Here is a 17119-nt window from a genome sequence, read left to right on the forward strand (position 1 = left end):
TTTGGTGCTGACCTGCAACCGCATGTCAGCACCCCTGATCGCCTGGCCGTGCTGACTTGGTGCTGACTGCGCGGCGTTGAACTTCGGCATTCGGGGCGGGGCGGGTTTCCGCGGAGCCGGCCGGCCATGGTTGGTGACACGTGGTCTCGCACCGGCAGCCCCCGCACCGTGAGACCCATGCACAGGCGGCCGGATGAACCCGGTCGGCGTGCCCGGACGGAGGTTCCGTCCGGGCACCCGGTCCGTAGCGATCAGTGACGCAGGTTGAGACGGTGCACGCCCCCGTCGACGGTGCCGACGTAGAGCGTGCGGGCATCGGGGCTCGCGGCCAGTTTGGTGGTGTCGGTGTTCTGCAGGCCGGTTGAGACGTTGTGCCAGCTCAGACCGTGGTCGGTACTGCGAAGTACGCCGCGGCCGCCTTGCAGGAGGCCGCTGGCTCCGGACCTGGTGGTGGCCGCGTAGAGCGTGTCCTTGACCCGGAGCAGGTCGGAGACATGGATCGCCAGAGCGCCAGTGTCCGCGGTGCGGAAGGTCCGGCCGGCGTCGGTGCTGACGCGGACAGTCTCGCCGCCGATCACCAGGCGCCGCCCGTCGAGGTCGATCGCGGTCACCGGGCCGTCGGTGACTTTGGTGACGGTCACCCCACCGTCGTCGGACCGGTAGAGACCGGCGACGTTGCCGAGCCACAGGCGCAGCGGATTTGCGGGGTCGCCCGCGATGGTGTCGAAGGAGCGCTCGTGGTAGAGGTTCTTCCACGTCGCGCCGCCGTCACTGGTGGCGAACAGCCCCTGGCCCAGAAGGCTTCGGAAGCTGACCATGACCCGGTTCGGGTCGGCGGGGTGGACCAGGAGCGCCGTCGGCACCTCCGCCGAACTGCCCCTCTTCTGCCAGGTGGTGCCGCCGTCTCCGCTGCGCTCTACGGTGAATGAGCCGAACGCGGTGCGCCGCACCTTCCAGATCACCTTCGGATCCTTGGCCGACACGGCAAGTTGCGGGACAGTCACGCCCCTCATGCCCTCGCCGCCCGACTGGCCCCATTCCGGGCTTGCGACGGGAAGGGCGGTGCGGTAGACCGAACTGTCGGTGGCGGCGAGCAGGTGGCCGTCACTGACAGCGAGATCGTTGATCGTCAGTCCCTGGACACCGATCCGCCGGTATCCGGTGCCGTCCGCGGCACCCCGGTAGAGACCGTCCTGCTCGCTGGAGACGGTGACGGAACCGTCGGCCCAACGGTCGTAGTCCATCGGTAGCGCTGCGCGCGACGGCGCGGCGACCGTGGTCCACGTCCGACCGTGGTCGCGGCTGAGGCGGCCATGGCCGGACGACGTGCTCAGGTACAGGTCGTCATCCGAGATGGTCAGGCGGAGTCCGCCGTCCGTCATGGACAGCAGGGTGGTCCAGGTCTTCCCGCTGTCACGGGAACCGACAACTCCCCGGCCCGGGACATACACCGCCACGACCGAGGAGTCGGCGGCCAGCCCGCCGACGCCCCCGCCGGGCGGGGCGAAGAGCAGGCGTGCCTCGCCGGGGTTGCCCGAGCCGACGCCGGAGCGGGACCAGACGCCGTGATACGTCGTCATATAGAGGGTGTCACCGGTGACGGCGGCGGCGGTGACGGCGCCGGTGACGCCGGTCGGATATGTCGTCCAGTGGTCGCCCGCGTCCGTGCTGACCAGCAGTGCGTCCGAGGTGACCGCGACCAGGGTGCGGGTCTGTTCATCGGCGGCGAGCGCCATGATGCGGGTGTCCGGGACGTCGAGCGTGCGCCAGGTCCGCCCGTTGTCATCGGTGCGCAGGATGGCGCCCCGGCGGCTGCCGTCGTGAACGCTGTTCACGGCGTACCACCAGCGGTCGGGATTCTTCGCGTCCACCACGAGCGGACCCGTGCCGTCCGCGACGGGCAGTCGGCCCAACTGGCGCCAGGAGGCCCCGTTGTCGGTGGTCAGCCAGGGAGCCGCCTTCTGGTACTGGGTGAGGACGGCCTGCTTCGGCCGACTCGGCGAGAGGACGACCGAACCGGCCTCGCTGTTGGGGCCGACCGGCTCCCAGCGGTCCCCGCGGCTGTCGACCGGGGTGACCTCGAAGGCGCTGGCGCCGGTGAGCAGCTGCCCGGTGCCGGCGGTGCCGTGTACCGAGACCCGGTAGGTGCCGGCCACGCTGCCGGTCACCTCGGCCCGGTAGTAGCCGCTGGCGGGATCGAGTGTGGAAGTGACGTCGACGGCCTTGCCGCGAGGCGGGGTGACGGTGACGACCGGCGGTGCGGCCAGCCGGGTCGGCGGGGCGATGTGCACGGTCGAGTGACCGTCGCTCGGGTCGGGTGCGGCCTGGACGGCCAGATGCCGAACGGCGAGCAGGTAGGGCACGTTGATCGCCGGTCCCCGGTCGGGCGTCGCCGTGAGACGGCCGCTGATCTCGGTGTCGGTGGCCGGCCGGGCGACGCGCAGCGAGACCGTGACGGTCGCGGTCCCCCCGGCCGGCACGGTGACCCGCTTCGCCGAGACCGTGGCCGGACCCTCGGCCCGCAGCGCGGTCGCAACCGGCAGCTTGCCGGAGTTCCGCAACGTCACCTTCGCGGTGCCGCCGACGTGACGCCGGGACAGATCGGCGAGCCCGAACGACACCGAGGCCGGTGAGGCGCTGACCGTGGCGGAGGCGGCCGCGGCCACATCGAGTCTGCCCGAGCCCTGCGTCGTGGGCCCGGTGCCGCTCAGCGGCTTCGCGGTGCCGATCAGTTCGGCCTTGATCTCGGCGGGCGTCCGGCCGGGGTGCAGCTGGCGGAGCAGGGCCGCGGCACCGGCGACGTGCGGGGCCGCCATCGACGTGCCCGACATGCGGTACTGACCGGGCCCGTAGAGCGACTTGGGCACGGTGGAGCGGATCTCCACGCCTGGTGCGACCAGATCGGGCTTCAGGCCGAAGTCCTGGGAGGGACCGCGTGAGGAGAACGAGGCGATCCGGTCGGTGGTGTCGGTGCCCCGCAGCGTCACCGAGACCTTCCCGGCGGCGAGCCGGGTGCTCAGCTCCTGGTACTGGGTCGAGTCGATGCCCATGACCACCAGGCGGTCCATGCGCAGCGAGTCGCCGGAGGCGTCGATCCGCGCGGGCGATGACGGCACCTGGGCCACTCCCGGCTCAGGGTTCACCTCCGACGGCGTGAGCTCTCCCGGTGCTCCGGCGACGAAGACCGGGCCGTCGTTGGAGGGCAGGCCGGCCAGCACGGCGATCGCACCGCGCTTCTCCGCCTCCTGCGCCCACTCCACGGCGCTCGCCGTCAGGTACCGCGCTTCGGCGGCGACGAGCATCTGCGCCCGTACGATCTTTCCGCGTACATCGCCGACCCGCTTCCAGTCCTCGGCGGTGCCCTCTCCGACATCGACGAGCGGCGCCGTGACCGGGTCCTGTGGCGGGTTCGCGGACAGGATGCCGCGGTAACTCTGGATCAACTCGGGTTTATCGCCGGCCAGATAGGCGCTGGGCAGCCGCAGATTGCTCGTCGACGCGCCGACCGAGACCACACCGTCGGCCGTGCCAGGACTGTTGACCGTACCTGCGCCCGGTCCGTCGTTGCCCGCTGCGGCCACTACGACCACACCGGCTCGTACGGCCGCGGTCGCGGCGCGGCCCAGCGGGTCGGTGCCGTCGCCGGGGCCGCCGAGGCTCATGTTGATGACATCGGCGCGGTGCGGGTTGGCCGGATCGGAGGCTGCCTCGATTCCGGCGATGATGTCCGACGTGTACCCGGAGCCGTCGGCGTCCATCACCTTGTAGGCCAGCAGATCCGCGCCGGGCGCCACGCCGGTGACGCCGCCCTTCTCAGCCGCCTTGCCTGCGATGATGCCGGCGACGTGGGTGCCGTGGCCGTTGTCGTCCATCGGGTCCTCGTCGCCGTTGACGAAGTCGTGCCCGCCGATGACCTTGTGGCCCTTGCCGAGTCCGCCACCCAGGTCGGGGTGGGTGTAGTCCACCCCGCTGTCCAGGACCGCGACAGTGGTCCCCGTGCCTGTGACGCGCCTTCCAGTGGGGTCCTTGCGCTGCCAGACGCCGGGTGCGCCGATCAGCGGGACGCTCGCGTCAGTCTTCGTCAGCACCCGGGTGTCGGGGCGGACGGCGGTGACGCCCGGCAGCGAGGACAGTCGCCCCACCTCGGACGCGGGCACCGTCATTGCCACGGCATCGATGAGCAGACCCAGTTTGCGGGTCGCCGAAGGGTGCAGCCCGGCGCTCCTCGCCGAACCGAGGAATGTTTCCTGCCGCGCGTCCAGGGCGCGGCGGGCGGCGCCGACGCCGCGGGCGGCCTCGGCGGACAGCAGCGATCCACCGGGCGCGGCGGTGACCGCTGGGTTCCCGGACAGTTCGACGAGCACTCGTTGCGGCGGGTCGGGCGTGGACGCGTTGGCGGCACCCGGTGTCGCCGCCAACGTGCCGGTGAGAACAACGGCGGCGAGGGCGGCATGACGCGATCTTCGTGACTTCATTGCCATGCGTAAAGGTCCTAGTGGTGCAGGCACTTGTCGCACAACTGATCTTCGTGGCCCATTGCTGCCGCTGGCACAACTGGGCCATGATCCGTCCATGACTCCCGAGACACCGCAACTCACGGCGGCAGGAATCGATCCGTTCGACGAGAGCGTCTACCGCGCCGTTCTGACCCGGCGGACGGCAGCGCCTGCCGAACTCACCGCGGATCTCGACTGTTCGTCCGAGCGCGTTGCCAGGGCGCTGGACCGGCTTCGCGACCACGGGCTGGTAGGCCGGCTCGCCGGCACCCGCCGCCGGTACGCCGCGATCGAGCCGGGCGCGGCCGTCGAGGCGCTGGTACGGGCCAGAAGTAATGAGCTGGAGCGCGTCCGTTCGGTGGCCGACGAGCTGTCCCGGCTGTTCGCCGCCGCGCGAACCGGCGCGACCTGTGAGGACGAGGTGGAGATCACCACCGGCAGCGAGGCCCTCGGCCGCTGGTTCGTCCGCCTTCAACAGGAGGCCCACGAGGACGTGATGACCCTGGACCGGCCGCCGTACGCCCTGACGACCTCCAACCCGGTGGAGGCGACGGCGCTCGGCCGCGGTGTACGGTACCGCGCGGTCTACGCCCCCGAGGCCCTGGAATGGCCGGGCGTCCTCGACGACATCCGCGAGCTGGTCCGGCACGGCGAACAGGCCCGTGTCCTGCCCGGCCTGGGCATCAAACTCGCCATCGCCGACCGCAAGCTCGCTCTGATGCCGCTCTCCCTCAACCTCGACGACGTTCGCGCCGCGGTGATCCGCCCGTCCACCCTGCTCGATGCCCTCACCGGCTACTGGGAAATGTGCTGGAAGCAGGCCCTGCCCCTCAACGCCCCGGCCGAGGACCCCCTCGGCGAGGAGGACCGACTCGTCCTCACCCTCCTGGTCAGTGGCCTCAAGGACGAGGCGATAGCCCGTCAGCTCGGCTGGTCCGTCCGTACCATGCGCCGCCGTATCAGCCGCCTGCACGACCTCCTCGGCGCCGCCAACCGCTTCCAGGCCGGAGTGATCGCGGCCCGCCGCGGCTGGTTGTGAGACAGCACGACGGCAGCGGGTGCGGCGACCATGAGTGGATGTGGTCTCGACGCGCGTTCGGCGTCCGGAAGCACCCCAGCTACTACGGCGAGTACGACACCAGGAGATTCTTCGTCGGCCTGGTGGTACACGGGGCATCGCCTGCCGGCCGGACGGCGGCGGTGGGCCCCCCACCCACAGGTCTGTCGGCCGTTACCCATGAGGTGCACAAGGCGACGATGCGCTTGAGGCTCGACGGGGCCGGCGGTGAGGTCGCTGGGGCGGCCACGGGTACCGCTTCCGGACGGTTGGCGGGGACGAGGGTGCGTCGCCACACCGTAGGAAGGGGCAGTTCAGGGGCGTATGTGGCGGGCGGGACACCACAGTTCTCGGTCCAGGTGTGGGCGAGGCCACCATGACGGACCTGCCGGGACCGGTCGCCGTCCGCCGCCGACGGCGGGGCGCCGCGGCGGACGGTCGTCCGTGGCTACACGGCGCGCCCCTCCAGCAACTGCTCGGGCACGAACCCGGCCTCGGCGAGCCGCTGCCAGAGCTCGTCCGGGACCGGGAAGCGGGCGGCCGCCGCGTTCGCCGTCACCTCGGCCGCCGAACGGCAGCCGAGGACGACCGAGTCGACGCCGGCGTGCAGCAGCGGGAACTGGATCGCGGCCGCGGGCAGCGGCACCTCGTACGCCTCACACAGCGTCCGGCACCGGCGTGCCCGCTCCAGCGTCTCCGCGGGAACCGGCCGGTAGTTGAACATGGCGCCGGGGGACGGATCGGCCAGCAGACCGGTGTTGAAGACGCCGCCGACGACCACCGCGGTGCCCGTCCTGGCGCACAGCGGCAGCAGGGTGGTGAGCGCCTCGTGGTCCAGGAGCGAGAAGCGGCCCGCGATGAGCACGACGTCGACCTCGAACTCCGCCACGTACGAGGCGAGTGGACCGCTGTGGTTCATCCCGAATCCGATCGCCCGGATCAGCCCCTCGTCGCGCAGCCTGCGCACCGCCGGATAGGCCGTGCGGCGTATCTCGTCCGGGTAGTCGTCCGGGTCGTGCAGATACAGGATGTCGACGCTGGAGCGGCCCAGGCGGGTCAGGCTCGCCTCCAGGGATTCGCGGATGCCGCGCTCCGTCCAGTCGGTGATCACCTCACCGGGGGAGCCGTCCGGCCGGGGGCGCAGCAGCCAGCCCGTCTTCGTGGAGATCACCGGGTCGGTGACCCCGGACGGGGCGAGCAGGCGGCCCAGGCGCTGTTCGGCGAGGCCGTGTCCGTAGCGGGGCGCGGTGTCGAAGTATGTGATCCCGGCCTCGGCCGCGGCCTTCAGGGTCGCGGCGGCGTCCTGCTCGGCGACCTCCTCGAAGAGCCCGCCCAGGGGAGCGGTGCCGATGCCGATGCGGGGCAGCGTGAAGGGCAGCCGGTTCGCTGCGGCGTTGCCGGTCATGCCGTCTCCCACGGGGATGCACAGGCCGCGCGGCCGGCGCGCAGCGTCATGGTCAGGGTCAGCCGGATCCGTGAGTTCCCGGGCAGGCCGACGCGGCAGTACGGTCCGCCGACCGGCTGCTCGGGACCGTCGTCCACGCGGACGGCGGCGACGTGGTGCTCGGCGAACGAACCCGCCTGCACCAGCAGGGAGCGCGCCGTGTCGCCGAGGTTGATCAGCTCCACCACCGTGTGGTCGGGACGGATGTCCGACACGAGCGCGGCGACGTCCGCCGGAAGGCCGGGACGGCGGGCGTCCGCGTCGTGGTAGCGCAGGTGCAGTTGGGCGAGGCCGCCGTTGTAGAGGACCTGCGGGGAGCCGGTGGTCAGCTGCAGCAGCGCCTCCGTCACGACCGGGTTGAGGTGCTGCCAGTGGTGGATGTCCAGGGCGTCGGGTCCGACGGCCGGGTCGACCGTGTCGTTCTCGATGGCCTCGACCCGCTCGGCGCAGCTCGCGAGGGCGCTGCGCAGCATCCGCTCGGGGAAGTGCGGGTTGCGTCCGTGCAGGAACTCGTACCAGGGCTCCTCGTGCCCGGCCTCGTCCTTGATGCGCTGGGTGTGCACGGTGGTCCAGTCCCAGTGGGACTCCGCGCGCAGATGCTCGATCCGGTCCCGGTCGGCCTGCTCGCGGCTGAAGTGCCAGAGCGCGAGCGGGAGCTGGCCGGGCATGACGGTGAAGTCGAACCAGCCGGAGTCGTTGTGCCGCTGGGGCACCATGAGGGTGCGCTCGGCCGTCATCGCGCTCAGGTGGGGCTCCCAGCGCTCGCCGAGCGTGCCCATCCGGTCGGCGCCGCGCTGCTCGGCGTGACGCAGCACCACGTCGAGGGGGTTGCGGGCGAGGTCCAGGAAGCCCCGGTCACCGGTGAGAAGCGTCGCGTTCGCCGCGCCGATGACGGTGGCGCTGCCGACGGGGGACAGACCGTGCGGCCAGGACCATCCGTAGTGGCCGCCGTACCAGCGGCCGTCCAGGTATTCGCCCACCACACCGTTCAGGCCCACGTTGTCGGGTACGACGTCACGCCCAGCCAGCCGCTCCTGCCACCCGGCGACGTATTCGGCCACCCAGTCCGCGTATCGCTGTTCGCCGCTGAGCAGGAAGGCGTTGGTGGCCAGACCGGTGGCGGCCAGGTTCACGATCGTGTCACCGCGGCCCATCCGGTCCCACATCGCGCGGCCGTACGCGCGGGCACGCTCGGGCGAAACGGCCAGGTCGTCGAAGGACGTGACGTCGTCGACCCCGTCCAGCGGCAGGCCGTACGGGCGCAGGGCCAGACTCCACGGGAAGTACGCCTCTTCGTCGCTGAAGCCGAAGCGCGGTCCTGCCGAGCCGTTGTGCGGAGCGCGCAGGAGCCGGTGCGCGGGATCGTAGTTGGGGCCGCCGGGAAGGTAGAAGTCCGCGAAACGCAGGGCGAGTTCGCGCAGCTCCGGGTCTTTTGGGTCGGCGAGGCACAGGCCGTAGAAGAGAAGCAGGCCCTCGCCCTGGTGGAACCAGTCGTAGCCGCGCTCCAGGCCGTCGACGAGCATGCCCATCTCGGTGAGCTGCGCGGTGACCCCGTGCCAGTGCCGCCGCGCCGCGGTCAGCAACTCCGCGCTGCCACCCAGCAGATACAGCGTCGGCCAGTTGAAGAACGGCTCGTAGAAGTCGTCCACACCGTCCCGGCCGTCCATTCCCCGGCCGAGCGTGTCGCGGAAGACGAGGCGGCCGTCGCCCTCGGTGTAGCGGTCGGCGAAGAGCCGCCACGCCTTGTCCTGTACGGCGAACAACTCCCTCTCCAGGTATGCCCACCGGGGGATCTCGGTGACGCGCCGGGACGCGGTCAGCAGTGGTCCGTGCGGCTCGCCCACTGTGCGCGTGCCACCGGTTCGTTCAGGCCTGAGCATCGAGAACACCTGCACCCTCGTCACGTACGGATTGAATAATCGCCCATCGATAGCCGATGGTTAGACTCACGGGCAGGGAGCCGACGTGTCAATACTCCGGAGCGGCCCCGACGAGCCCCGAGAGGGAGGCGCAACGTGATCGACTGCCATGTCCACCTGTGGGATCCGGCCGAGGGGTTCCCGTGGATCCGGCCGGGCAGCGAGCTCCATCGCGTCTTCGACGAGGCCGACCTGGAGCGGTCGGCCGAAGGCCTCGACCTGGCCGGGGCGATCCTGGTCGAGGCGTCGCGCGGCGACGCGGGAGAGACGCTCGCCCTGCGTGAACTGTGCCTGCGCCGCCCGGACCTGGTCGCCGGTTACGTGGCCAACCTGCATGTCCACGGCGCCGGCGGCCCCGGCCCGTTCCACGCCCTCCTGCATGAGCTCGGCGACCTCCGCCCGAGCGGGATGCGGCTCGGCGGCGCCACGTGGACGGACACCCCCGAGCCGGCCCGCGCGCTCGTCCCGGTGTTGGCCGAAGCCGGTACGGCGCTGGAACTCAATCTCCACCGCGGCGCGTTGGCGGCGGCGTCCGATGTCGCCGACCGGCACCCAGGGCTGACCGTCGTCGTCGACCACCTGGGCAACGCACCGGACCCGCGCACACCTGCGGCGCGGGACTGGTACCGAGACGTGGAGCGCGCCGCCGCGAGCCCGGACGTGGTGGTGAAGATCTCCGGGCTGCTCACCCAGCAGCACGGGGTGGAGCGGCGGCGTGTCGCGCACATGGTGCGACACGTCGTGGACGTGCTCGGCCCCGACCGTTGTCTCATCGGCTCCGACTGGCCGATCTGCCTGCCCCGCGGCTCACGGGCCGACTCGCTCACGGCGTCCGTGCTCGGCCTGGCCCATCTGACGGAGGATCAGCGGCATCGGGTACTGCACGCGACCGCGGTGCGGGTGTACGGAATCGGCGGATGACCGTACGCGTGGTTGACAGTGCTCGAACGCCCCTGATTCGATTCTCTCGATGATCGATAGGCGATGAAAAGTGACCGGCTCCGCCTCGCCGAGAGTCGGTCCCGACCTCCGCGGAGATGCCCCATGGCACATTTCGACCTGTCCCTGGACGAGCTGGAGAGATACCGCCCGGCCCTCACCGAGCCGGGCGACTTCGACACGTTCTGGCAGGAGACACTCGGCCGGCAGGAGGAGTTCGGCCTCGCCGCGACGTTCGAGCCGGTGCACAACGGGCTCGCCACGATCGACACCTTCGACGTGACCTTCGCCGGCTACGGCGGCCACCTTGTGCGCGGCTGGTTCCACCTGCCGGTGACCCGCACCGGCCCGCTGCCGATCGTCGTGGAGTACCTGGGATACGGCAGCGGCCGGGGCGCCCCGCACGAGAAGCGGCTGTGGGCGGACGCGGGCTACGCGCACCTCGTCATGGACACCCGGGGCCAGGGCGCCGAGACCCCCGACCCCGACCCGGCCGCCGGGGACATCGCCGCGCCCGGCTTCCTCACCCGCGGCGTACTCGATCCGCGCCGCTACTACTACCGGCGCCTGTACACCGACGCGGTGCGCGCCGTCGCGGCCGCGCGCACGCACCCGGACGTCGATCCGTCCCGCACCGTGGTCACCGGCACCAGCCAGGGCGGCGGGATCGCGCTCGCCGCGGCGGGCCTCGTCCCCGACCTCGTGGCCGTCATGCCGGACGTGCCGTTCCTGTGCCACTTCCCGCGCGCCACCACGATCACCGACCTGCCGCCGTACGTCGAGGTCGCCAGGTTCGTGAAGCTGCACCGCGAGCACGCGGCCACGGTCGCCCGCACCATGTCCTACTTCGACGGCGCCGCCCTGGCCCGCAGGGCGAATGCGCCGACGCTGTTCTCGGTCGGTCTGATGGACCGCGTCTGCCCGCCCTCCACGGTGTATGCGGCGTTCAACCATTACGGCGCCCAGTGGAATGTGGACCAGGCCGACAAGCAGATACGGACCTATCCTTTCAATGATCACGAAGGCGGCGGGCCGGCCCATGAGGTCGTCAAATTGGAATGGCTGTCCAAGCAGCTGGAAACCTCGATGTGATTCCATCGAGAGAAGATGGGTGCGTATTATGTCGCAACTTACGTGCCCCAGTGCAGGATTGGGAATTCATGGCATCCAATGCGTCGGGTGGATTCGTCTCCACGCTGGCCACCAACAAGGACCGGTTCCGAAAGACCCTGATCTCGGACCAGGTCTACGAACTGCTCCGCCAGGCCGTGGTCGAGGGCGATCTCGCGCCGAACGACCGGGTGGTCGAATCGGAGATCGCGCGGCGGCTCGGTGTGAGCCAGGCCCCGGTGCGCGAGGCGGTCAAGCGGCTCGCGCGTGAGGGCCTGTTCACGCACGTCCCGCGCCGCGGCCACTTCGTGGTCGAGATCTCCTCGCAGGACGCGGAGTACGCCCGTCAGGTGCGCGAACCGCTGGAGGGCCTCGCCGCCCGGCTCGCCGCCGAGCACATCACCGAGGAACAGCTCGCCGAGCTCGACGCGCTGGTGGAGCGGATGCGCGAGGCGGTCGCCGCGAGCGACGTGAGCGGCTTCCGCGACGCCGACATAGAGTTCCACACCCTGGTCAGCCAGTTCGCCGGCAATCCGTTCCTGGCCCGGATGTGGGAGGTCATCGAGCCGAGCCTGCGTACCCTGCGGGCCATCTCCGACCCGCTCTTCGACGGCGACTGGTGCGCCATGGCCGACGAACACGGCCGTCTCGTCGACCTGCTGCGGTCCGGGGAGCCCGACAAGGCGGCGGAGGCCTTCGCCGACCATGCCGCCGGCCGCGGGCCCGTGCCGGACGCCCGGGAGGCGAAGAAGCCGCGCAAGAAGGCCGCCGCGACGAAGCGGACGGCGGCCAGGAAGACCGGGGCGAAGTCGAATTGATCCACCGGCGAGGGGGCCCGATGCGAAATTCGCACCGGGCCCCCTTTGTTTTGCATGTGAGTTGCAGAGACGGTGTCGATCGGGGGAATTATCGGCGGGCGCCCGCCGTCCACTTCGGTGCCCCGTACTGATACGCGCCCAGACTCGGTGTTGTGTCCGTGGAACCGTCATTGATCCCCGGCAGCGGGATCGCCGCATTGCGCGCGGGGGATTCGGCGGTCAGCCGGAAGTCGTGGTTCGCCGCGTCGACGAAGAGCGGATCGGTCTCGGCGGGAAGGTTGTTGGACAGGACGAGACCGCCGTTCGTGGCGTCGGTCAGGCCCCGGATCGTCCCGATGTTGTTGTAGATCTTCGTGCCGGTCGACGCCTCCGGCTCCTTCACGTAGAACAGCGTCATCCCACCGGTGTTGTTGTAGACGCTGTTGTCGTGCGACCCGGTGCCCAGGCCGTTGAGCATCACCGTGCCCTCGCGGTTGCCCCAGCCCACGTTGTTCGCGATGACGAGATCGCTCTGGCCGTTGTCCGCGTAGACGCCCGAGATGCCGAACGTGGTCGAGGTCGTCGTGGGTGCCGGGTCGTGCAGCACGTTGTGGTCGATGGACGAGCCCATCATGTACGCGCTGCAGCAGGTGTAGATCGCGGCGACGTCCAGGCTCAGCCGGGCGTACCCGGAGATGTCGTTGTACGCGATCAGGTCCTTGCCCGGGGTGAGGCCGGTCACCTCGTTCCACTGGAGGTTGATGCCGCTGCGGCCGACGCGGGAGATGGTGTTGTGCGTGACCGTCTGGCTGTTGCCCTGCACGGCGATGCCCGCCGCGTAAGTGCCCATGTAGTCCACGTCGTGGATCACGTTGTCCGTGGCGGTGTTGTTCTGTCCGCGCAGTGCGACGCCGTTCCCGGCGCTCAGCGACAGATCGCTGTTCACGATCTTGTTGTGGGTGCCGTCGAGGATGATGCCCGTGTCGCCGACGCCCCGGGTCACCGTGCTGCCGCAGTCCGTCGCGCCCCGGGTGATGTCCGTGTAGTGCGACAGGTACCGGCCCTTGATGCCGTCGAGAGTGACACCGGTGCTGGTGGCGCCGGTCCGGATCGTCGTGGCGAACAGGCCGATGCCGGCGACCGTGGTGTGGCTGGTGTTCGTCAGGTCGAAGCCGAGGGTGCGGCGCTTGGCCTCGAAGGTGTGGGCACCGGGGTCGTCGGTGCTGTACACGTACAGGCGCTTCGTGGCCGGGTCGTAGAACCACTCGCCGGGATGCGCCAGCTCACCGATCTTGCCGGAGAGCGCGTACCGCGTCTCCTTCGGTACGACCTTGTGGACGCACGGCGGCGCCACGTCGAGCGTCACCGAGCCGACGGCCGAACTCTTCACCTTGCCCGTGGCCGAGATGTACCAGTAGCCGGTGAGAGCGCGCGCGCCGTCCCAGTAACCGGCCGGGCGGGTCAGGTCCGCGTCGGCGATCGTGGCGTCCGCGCTGCCCGCACCGGCGTACTGGAGCGTGGGGCCGAGCAGATCGAGCCCGGGGTACGGCCATTGGGCCTCGACGCCCATCCTCTTGTCGGTGAACACCTGCACGGTGCTCACGTCCGGGCCGAGGTCGACATCCGTGCTGTAGACGTGCCCGGCCGCCACCGCGTCGCTGAACTGCGAGTCCTGGGCGAACGGGTCGGTCCTGGCGATCTCGGTGACATCGGCGGCGGTGACCGGCTCGAAGCCGCCGATCCTGGCGGAACCGCTGACCGTCACCTTCGCGCCCGGGGCGGCGCGGTAGGTGATCGGCAGTGCGGCGGTGCCGGAGCGGGCCGGCACGACCGTCTCCTCGTACGTGCCGGACAGGACCAGGCACGTGTCGCCGGGCATCATCACATCTGCGCACTTCTGGATGTGCCGGAACGGGGCCCTGGCGCTCCGGCCGCCGGCAGTGTCCTCGCCGGTCGGCGCGACGTAGTAGGTCTTTCCCGGCCGGAACCCGGCCGGATGGGCGGCGGCGGGCTGACCGGCCGCCACCATGGCCAGGGCTGCGAGCAGGGCGGCTGCGGGCCACGAACCCCTGCGGGACCGTGGCATCGAACTCCTCAGCACTGCGTGGTCCTTTCTCTTCTCTCGGCTCTTGCTCGGACAGGTGACGACGAGCCCGGTCCTCTCTCCACGGCTCGTCCCTTCACGACTCATCCCTTCACGGCGCCGACGGTGAGACCGCTGATGATGTGGCGCTGCATGTAGATGAAGAAGATGACGACGGGCGCGATGGCGAGCAGAAGGTTGGGGAACACCTTCGTCAGGTCGGTCGAGTACTGGCTGATGCCCGCGTAGATCGCCGTCGTGACCGTGTAGTGCCCGGAGGACGGGCTGAGCAGGATCTGCGGCGAGACGAAGTCGTTCCAGATCCCGATCGAGTTGAGGATCAGCACCGTGACGACCGCCGGACGCATCAGCGGGAAGATGATGGACCAGAACGTCCGGTACCGGCCCGCGCCGTCGATCGTCGCCGCGTGGTCGATGTCCACCGGGACGGTGCGGATGAAGCCGACGAACAGGAAGATGCTCACCGGCAGTGTGGACGCCACATCGTGCGCGACCAGACCGGTCACGGTGTTGGCCAGCCCGACCTCGCGCAGCACATAGATCACCGGGATGATCACGGCGGCGCCCGGGATGAACGTGCCGGCCAGGAAGTACAGCAGCACCAGCTGCGTACGCCGCTTGAGACTGCGCGCGATCGCGTACGCGGCGGGGCCCGCGAGCAGGATGCACAGCACGTCCACGACCACGACGAGGAACAGCGTGAAGCCGTAGCCGCCGATGACGTTGAACTGCGGGCTGCTGATCGCGGCCGACATGTGCTCGAAGGTCAGCTCGCTCAGGGGGATCGAGAACGGGTTGTCGAGGATGTCCTGCTGCGACTTGAAGGCGTTCACCACGAGCAGATAGACCGGCACGATCATGACGACGAAGAGCACGGCGAGCAGGGCCCACCGCACGGGTGAACGGGCCTCCTCGCGCTCCGTGCGCCGCACGTCGTCGCTCCTGGTCGGCAAGGCCTTCGCCTTCTCGCGGACCTCTGCCTCTAGTACCACCACCAACGGCTCCTAACTAACCTGTCGCGGCTTGGTCTTGACGGTTGCGCAGCGCCGTCACAACGAGGGCGAGCACCGCGGACACCACCATCAGGAACACCGCCTGCGCGGTCGCGTACCCGACCTTGGTGCCCTCGAAGGAACGGGCGAGAATGAGGTACGTGAACGTCTGTGTCGATCCGGCCGGACCGCCGCCGGTGAGGCTGACCACGATGTCGTACGCCCGGACCAGCCCCACCAGGTTCAGCACCGTCGCCACGGTCACCACGGGCGCGATCATGGGGATCACGATCCGCGTGTTGATCTGCCGCTTGGAGGCGCCGTCCATCGCCGCCGCCTCCAGCAGTTCGGCGGGCACCGTCTGCAGGGCGGCCACGAACAGGACGACGTTGAAGCCGAATCCGGCCCACACGATCACGGCGATCAGTGAGATCAGCGCGAACTGCTCGTCGAAGAGGAAACCCAGCGGCTCGATCCCGAACTTGGCGAGTGTGTTGTTGATGGCGCCGTTGGTGCCGAGGATCGCCGCCCACAGGTAGCCGAGGATCAGCGCGCTGATGACGTGCGGGAAGTAGGCGACGGCCCGGAAGAACGAGTTGGTGCGCGAACGGCCCTTGAGAGCCAGCGCGTACACGAGCCCCAGTCCCACCATGAGGACCGTGCCGGCCGCGGCGACCAGCCCCGTCACGTACCAGGCGTCCGACGAACTCGGATCGTCGAACAGGTGCTTGTAGTTGTCGAGCCCGGTGAACGTGGCGGTGGAGAAGCCGTCCCAGTCGGTCAGACTGAGATACACCGCGACGCCCACCGGCACGACGGTCATCACCGTGTAGAGCAGTACGGCCGGGCCCATCATCGCGAGGGTGACGGCCGAGTCCCTCAGTCCGGCCCGGCGTCGCCCGCGCTGCTTCGGTCCCGCCTTCAGCTCTGCGAGTTCCACCACTTGTCCAATCCTTCGGCCGCGGCCGCGGGGGACGAGCCCGTGTACAGGGACTGGATCTGCTTGTTGAGCTCGTCGCTGAACCCGGCGATCGGCTGCCCCTTCCCGGACTTCACGATCACCGACGGTGCCTTGTCCAGGATCTTCTGCACGGACGAACCGAGGCTGGACATCGGGTACGTGAAGCCCTCACGCAGATTGGCGTCGGAGGCGAGCTGGCTCTTGATGGCCTTCGGGTCGGTGGTCGCCCACTTCACGAACTCGATCGCCTCGGCCTTGTGGCGCGACTTGTTCACCACCACGTACGGGTTCGAGATGTTGCCGAACTGACCGGACGGGTAGGCCCCGTCGGTCGGCATGGTGAACACGCCGATGTCGTCGCTCTTCTTCGCGGCGTCGGCGGCGGGCACGAAGTACGAACCCATGATGTACATCGCGGACTTGCCGTTCAGAAAGGCCGTCTGGCCGTCCGCGTAGGTGAGGCCGAGCGCGCTCTTGTCCAGGTAGCCCTTGTCGATCCAGCTCTTGTAGTGCTCCAGGTAGGGCAGGTAGTCGCTCTTGGCGAAGGAGGCCTCTCCGTCCTTGCGCTTGGCCGTCCACTCGGGGTCGGCGGTGAGCACACCCGCGTCGGCCATCATGGAGAACTGGGAGCCGGTGACCCACTGGCCGGCGGTCTGCAGAGGCTTGAAGCCGGCCCCCTTCAAGCTGCCCATGGCCGCAGTGAACTGATCCATGGTCCGGATGTTCGCGGCGTCGATCCCGGCCTTCTCGAAGGCGGCCTTGTTGTAGAAGACGAGCGACTGGATCTGCTCACCCACCCCGACCACGTAGTGCTTGCCGTCGATGGCGTACTGGTCTGCCAGCGGTGTCTTGGCGGTCCAGGGCTGGTCGGACAGGTCGGCGAAGAGCGACGCGGTCTCGGCGGTCGGCGTGATCTGCTGGGCGACATCCGGCGGATCGCCCGCCGCCAGGTCCTGCCTCAGTTTCGCGTCCGCCGAGATCGTGCCGGTCAGTTCGAGCTTGACCGTCACGCCGGGGTGGGACTTCTCGTACGTATCGAAGAGATCGTTCCAGTACTTCTCCGTCAGGTTCGGCGTGATGTTCACGATGACGCGGAGGGTCGTGCCCTCCGAGGCCTGGTCGGAGCCGTTGCCGCAGGCGACGGCCGATGCCATCACGAGGGGAGCCACGGCGAGTCCGCAGGTACGGCGCCACATTTTCTTCATCGGGACACGCTCCGTTGCGTAGTCGTGAATAATCGATAGCTGGTGTACAGCCGCAGAGTTCCCGGTGGAGCTGCGATGGGAGGGGGTCGCGGGCG

The 17119-nt window shown here is 69.7% G+C and carries 11 protein-coding genes; 4 read left to right on the plus strand and 7 right to left on the minus strand.

Annotation, left to right across the window (positions count from 1 at the left end):
- Nucleotides 1–251 precede the first annotated feature (251 nt).
- The gene (locus ACIRJP_RS01150; RefSeq protein ID WP_404166891.1) at nt 252–4481 is read right to left on the minus strand and encodes a S8 family serine peptidase; all 4230 of its coding nucleotides are present in this window, start codon (nt 4479–4481) and stop codon (nt 252–254) included.
- Nucleotides 4482–4572: 91 nt separating this feature from the next.
- On the opposite strand from ACIRJP_RS01150, the gene ACIRJP_RS01155 reads away from it, so the two are divergent.
- Nucleotides 4573–5535 carry a helix-turn-helix domain-containing protein gene (locus ACIRJP_RS01155; RefSeq protein WP_404166893.1) on the plus strand — a complete coding sequence of 321 codons (963 nt, stop codon included), beginning with the start codon at nt 4573–4575 and terminating at the stop codon, nt 5533–5535.
- A 466-nt stretch (nt 5536–6001) separates the two neighbouring features.
- Here ACIRJP_RS01155 and ACIRJP_RS01160 read toward each other — a convergent pair whose 3' ends face one another.
- Together ACIRJP_RS01160 and ACIRJP_RS01165 are read right to left on the minus strand one after the other, a co-directional pair.
- Nucleotides 6002–6958 (minus strand): aldo/keto reductase, encoded by a 957-nt coding sequence (locus ACIRJP_RS01160; protein ID WP_404166895.1) that lies wholly within the window; start codon nt 6956–6958, stop codon nt 6002–6004.
- Nucleotides 6955–8877: a hypothetical protein gene (locus ACIRJP_RS01165; protein WP_404166897.1), complete on the minus strand. Its 1923-nt coding sequence runs from the start codon at nt 8875–8877 to the stop codon at nt 6955–6957. Before ACIRJP_RS01165 ends, ACIRJP_RS01160 begins: the two co-directional genes overlap by 4 nt.
- A gap of 135 nt (nt 8878–9012) precedes the next feature.
- Between ACIRJP_RS01165 and ACIRJP_RS01170 the strand changes: the two genes are divergently transcribed.
- From ACIRJP_RS01170 to ACIRJP_RS01180, 3 genes are all read left to right on the plus strand, one after another.
- Nucleotides 9013–9837: an amidohydrolase family protein gene (locus ACIRJP_RS01170; protein ID WP_404166899.1), complete on the plus strand. Its 825-nt coding sequence runs from the start codon at nt 9013–9015 to the stop codon at nt 9835–9837.
- A 123-nt stretch (nt 9838–9960) separates the two neighbouring features.
- Nucleotides 9961–10947: an acetylxylan esterase gene (locus ACIRJP_RS01175; protein WP_404166901.1), complete on the plus strand. Its 987-nt coding sequence runs from the start codon at nt 9961–9963 to the stop codon at nt 10945–10947.
- Nucleotides 10948–11015: 68 nt separating this feature from the next.
- On the plus strand, nt 11016–11783 hold the full coding sequence (locus ACIRJP_RS01180; protein WP_404166903.1) for a GntR family transcriptional regulator: 768 nt from the start codon (nt 11016–11018) through the stop codon (nt 11781–11783).
- Nucleotides 11784–11871: 88 nt separating this feature from the next.
- On the opposite strand, the gene ACIRJP_RS01185 is transcribed toward ACIRJP_RS01180, so the two are convergent.
- The 4 genes from ACIRJP_RS01185 to ACIRJP_RS01200 form a co-directional block, all read right to left on the minus strand.
- On the minus strand, nt 11872–13848 hold the full coding sequence (locus tag ACIRJP_RS01185; protein ID WP_404166905.1) for a hypothetical protein: 1977 nt from the start codon (nt 13846–13848) through the stop codon (nt 11872–11874).
- Between the two features lie 101 nt (nt 13849–13949).
- Nucleotides 13950–14861: a carbohydrate ABC transporter permease gene (locus ACIRJP_RS01190; protein ID WP_404166907.1), complete on the minus strand. Its 912-nt coding sequence runs from the start codon at nt 14859–14861 to the stop codon at nt 13950–13952.
- Nucleotides 14862–14874: 13 nt separating this feature from the next.
- Complete coding sequence (locus tag ACIRJP_RS01195) at nt 14875–15801, minus strand: carbohydrate ABC transporter permease (RefSeq protein ID WP_404166909.1); 927 nt, start codon at nt 15799–15801, stop codon at nt 14875–14877.
- Complete coding sequence (locus ACIRJP_RS01200) at nt 15780–17024, minus strand: ABC transporter substrate-binding protein (RefSeq protein ID WP_404166911.1); 1245 nt, start codon at nt 17022–17024, stop codon at nt 15780–15782. Before ACIRJP_RS01200 ends, ACIRJP_RS01195 begins: the two co-directional genes overlap by 22 nt.
- Nucleotides 17025–17119 lie beyond the last annotated feature (95 nt).

Origin of the sequence: Streptomyces sp. NPDC102437 (genome assembly GCF_044765565.1) — a bacterium.
Taxonomy (GTDB): Bacteria; Actinomycetota; Actinomycetes; order Streptomycetales; family Streptomycetaceae; genus Streptomyces.

Excerpts from the sequence above, each read along its gene's own strand:
- ACIRJP_RS01200 (WP_404166911.1), bottom strand. The coding sequence starts at position 17,024 with ATGAAGAAAATGTGGCGCCGTACCTGCGGACTCGCCGTGGCTCCCCTC.
- ACIRJP_RS01160 (WP_404166895.1), bottom strand. The coding sequence starts at position 6,958 with ATGACCGGCAACGCCGCAGCGAACCGGCTGCCCTTCACGCTGCCCCGC.
- ACIRJP_RS01185 (WP_404166905.1), bottom strand. The coding sequence starts at position 13,848 with ATGCCACGGTCCCGCAGGGGTTCGTGGCCCGCAGCCGCCCTGCTCGCA.
- ACIRJP_RS01150 (WP_404166891.1), bottom strand. The coding sequence starts at position 4,481 with ATGGCAATGAAGTCACGAAGATCGCGTCATGCCGCCCTCGCCGCCGTT.
- ACIRJP_RS01155 (WP_404166893.1), top strand. The coding sequence starts at position 4,573 with ATGACTCCCGAGACACCGCAACTCACGGCGGCAGGAATCGATCCGTTC.
- ACIRJP_RS01175 (WP_404166901.1), top strand. The coding sequence starts at position 9,961 with ATGGCACATTTCGACCTGTCCCTGGACGAGCTGGAGAGATACCGCCCG.
- ACIRJP_RS01180 (WP_404166903.1), top strand. The coding sequence starts at position 11,016 with ATGGCATCCAATGCGTCGGGTGGATTCGTCTCCACGCTGGCCACCAAC.
- ACIRJP_RS01165 (WP_404166897.1), bottom strand. The coding sequence starts at position 8,877 with ATGCTCAGGCCTGAACGAACCGGTGGCACGCGCACAGTGGGCGAGCCG.